The following is a 3,084-nucleotide window of genomic DNA, read 5'->3' as shown; positions in this document are numbered from 1 at the left end:
CTACGGATTCGTGCGTAACAACATCTCTGTCGATATGATCGGGCCGCGCGGCGTCGCTTCGCGCCCTACCTCACGACGCTCTTCTGCTTCATCCTGGTGATGAACTTCTTCAGCATCGTGCCGCTGATTCAGATCTCGCCGAACTCGCACATCGCTTTCCCGGCGATTCTCGCGGTCATCAGCTACGTGATGTTCATCTATGTGGGCATCCGGCACCACGGCGGGTTCTTCAAGTACATCAAGTCCGCGCTGATCCCGCCGGCGCCGTGGTTCATCCTGCCGCTGCTGATCCCGATCGAGTTCTTCTCCAACTTCCTGGTCCGCCCGTTCTCGCTGGCGGTCCGGCTCTTCGCCAACATGTTCGCCGGCCACATGCTGCTGCTGGTGTTCACCCTCGGCGGCTTCGCGATGATCAGCGCGAACGTCTGGTACGCCCCCTTCTCGATCGTCTCGTGGGTCATGACGATCGCGCTGACGTTCCTGGAGTTCCTGGTCATCTGCCTGCAGGCCTACGTCTTCACGGTGCTGACCGCGAGCTACGTCCAGGGCGCGCTCGCCGACGAGCACTGAGCTAACTGTTCCGAGCAATACCCCGTTTGTCGTCCCGCGTGACAGTCACGCGAGATACCAGGAGGAATAGGTAATGGAGCTTCTTGCCGCCGTAGAGGGCAGCACCGCCGCCATCGGCTACGGTCTCGCGGCCATCGGCCCCGGCATCGGTGTTGGCCTGGTCTTCTCCGCTTACATCCAGTCGACGGCCCGGCAGCCGGAGTCGTCGCGCCTGACCCTGCCGTACGTCTGGATCGGCTTCGCCGTCATCGAGGCGCTTGCGCTGCTCGGCATCGCTTTCGGCTTCATCTGGGCCGGCTAGTAAGTCCTTCTGCCTCGATGGGAGGTCACCATGCTTACGTATCTGGCTGTTGAGGCCGGCGAATCAGGCCACAACCCGATCATTCCTGTCTGGCAGGAGATCGTCGTCGGCACCGTCGCGTTCGCGGTGCTCTGCTTCGTGCTGATGAAGTTCGTCTTCCCGATGATGGAGAAGACCTTCGCGGCGCGGGTCGACGCGATCGAGGGCGGCATCAAGCGCGCCGAGGCCGCTCAGGCCGAGGCGAACGAGCTGCTCGAGCAGTACCGCGCGCAGCTGTCGGAGGCCCGCACCGAGGCCGCCCGCATCCGCGACGAGGCGCGTGCCGACGCGGAGGGCATCCGTCAGGATGTCCTCGCCAAGGCGCGGGAAGAATCCGACCGCATCATCGCGGCCGGACGCGACCAGCTCGCCGCCCAGCGCGAGAGCATCGTGCGTGACCTGCGCTCCGAGGTGGGCACGCTCGCCGTCGATCTGGCCAGCAAGATCGTCGGGGAGTCCCTCGCCGACGAGGCGCGCACCCGGGGCACGGTGGACCGGTTCATCAACGAGCTGGGCGCCGGCGCGGGCAACGGGCGGCGCTGATGGCGACCGTCAACCGGGAGTCGTACGCCGCCGCCGCGGAGAAGCTGACCGCGGACACGCGGACGGCCACCGCCGCGCAGCTCGCCACGACCGCCGACGAGATCCTGTCGGTGGCCGGGCTGCTGCGCGGCGAGCTGCGGCTGCGGCGCGCGCTGACCGATCCGTCGCGTGGCGGTGACGACCGGGCGGAGCTGCTCCGCTCGCTGGTCGCCGGCAAGCTCGGAACGGTCGCCGTGGACGCGCTCGCGACCCTGGTGTCCGGGCGCTTCTCGCGGCCGTCCGAGCTGCTCGACGCCACCGAGCGGCTCGGGGTCGACACGATCCTGACGTCGGCCGACAAGGCGGGCAAGCTCGCCGAGGTCGAGGACGAGCTGTTCCGCTTCGGGCAGGTCGTCTCGGGCACCGCCGAGCTCGCCGTCACGCTCAGTGACCCGGGCGCTCCGGTGGACCGTCGCGTTAAGCTGATCCAGGGTCTGCTCGAGGGCAAGGCCCAGGCGGCGACGATCCAGCTCGTCGCGGTCGCGCTGGCGGGCTTCGGCGGGCGCAACTTCGAGTCCTCGATGACCCGGCTGGTCGAGCTGACCGCCGCGAAGCGGGACCGTGAGGTCGCCTACGTGACGGTCGCCCGGCTGCTGGACGACGCCGAGGAGCAGCGACTCGCCGCCAAGTTGTCCGACATCTACGGTCGGCAGGTTTCGCTGAAGGTCGATGTGAAGCCGAGCATTCTCGGTGGCCTCAGCGTCCGTGTCGGCTCCGACCTCTACGACGGCACGATCCTGCGGCGACTCAACGAAGCCCGGCAGGCGTTCGCTAAATAGTTTCTTCCCCTCGGCGGCGGCGACGTCCCGAGCACGCCCTCGGCGGCGGCGACGCCCCGAGCCGACTAGAGAAGGCAGAGGATGGCCGAGCTGACCATCTCCTCGGACGAGATCCGGGGGGCGCTAGAGCGCTACGTCTCGTCCTATTCGCCCGAGGTCTCCCGCGAGGAGGTCGGCATCGTCTCCGATGCGGGCGACGGCATCGCGCACGTCGAGGGCCTGCCCTCGACGATGGCTAACGAACTGCTCGAATTCGCCGACGGCACGCTGGGCGTCGCCCTGAACCTCGACGTCCGTGAGATCGGCGCCGTGGTCCTGGGTGACTACACCCACATCGAAGAGGGTCAGCAGGTCAAGCGCACCGGCCGCGTCCTCTCGGTCCCGGTGGGCGACGCCTACCTGGGCCGCGTCGTGAACGCGCTGGGTGAGCCCATCGACGACCGGGGCCCGATCGAGAGCGAGGGCTTCCGCGAGCTCGAGCTGCAGGCGCCGAACGTCATGTCCCGGCAGCCGGTGAAGCAGCCGCTGCAGACCGGCATCAAGGCGATCGACGCCATGACGCCGATCGGCCGGGGCCAGCGCCAGCTGATCATCGGCGACCGCAAGACCGGTAAGACCACGGTCGCGCTCGACACGATCATCAACCAGCGCGCCAACTGGGAGTCCGGCGACCCGGAGAAGCAGGTTCGCTGCATCTACGTCGCCATCGGCCAGAAGGCCACCACGATCGCCAGCATCCGGGGCACGCTCGAGGCCCAGGGCGCACTGCAGTACACGACGATCGTCGCGTCGCCGGCCTCCGACCCGGCCGGC

3 protein-coding genes and 2 pseudogenes are annotated in these 3,084 nt (G+C 67.9%); all 5 read left to right on the top strand.

Annotation, left to right across the window (positions count from 1 at the left end):
* Nucleotides 1–570, top strand: a pseudogene (gene atpB / locus DMB66_RS58260) (F0F1 ATP synthase subunit A); the annotation flags it as partial.
* A gap of 73 nt (nucleotides 571–643) precedes the next feature.
* Complete coding sequence (locus DMB66_RS58255; protein ID WP_125812524.1) at nucleotides 644–871, top strand: ATP synthase F0 subunit C; 228 nt, start codon at nucleotides 644–646, stop codon at nucleotides 869–871.
* Between the two features lie 30 nt (nucleotides 872–901).
* On the top strand, nucleotides 902–1,453 hold the full coding sequence (locus DMB66_RS58250; protein ID WP_125812523.1) for a F0F1 ATP synthase subunit B: 552 nt from the start codon (nucleotides 902–904) through the stop codon (nucleotides 1,451–1,453).
* A complete protein-coding gene (locus DMB66_RS58245; protein ID WP_199753276.1) occupies nucleotides 1,450–2,271 on the top strand; it encodes a F0F1 ATP synthase subunit delta in 822 nt (273 codons plus the stop codon). The genes DMB66_RS58250 and DMB66_RS58245 overlap by 4 nt, the downstream gene beginning before the upstream one ends.
* 81 nt (nucleotides 2,272–2,352) lie before the next feature.
* A pseudogene (locus DMB66_RS58240) lies at nucleotides 2,353–3,084 on the top strand (F0F1 ATP synthase subunit alpha); the annotation flags it as partial.

This window comes from Actinoplanes sp. ATCC 53533, from assembly GCF_003947245.1.
Note: the sequence above shows the minus strand (reverse complement) of the source record. Positions and strands in the feature narration are given on the sequence as shown.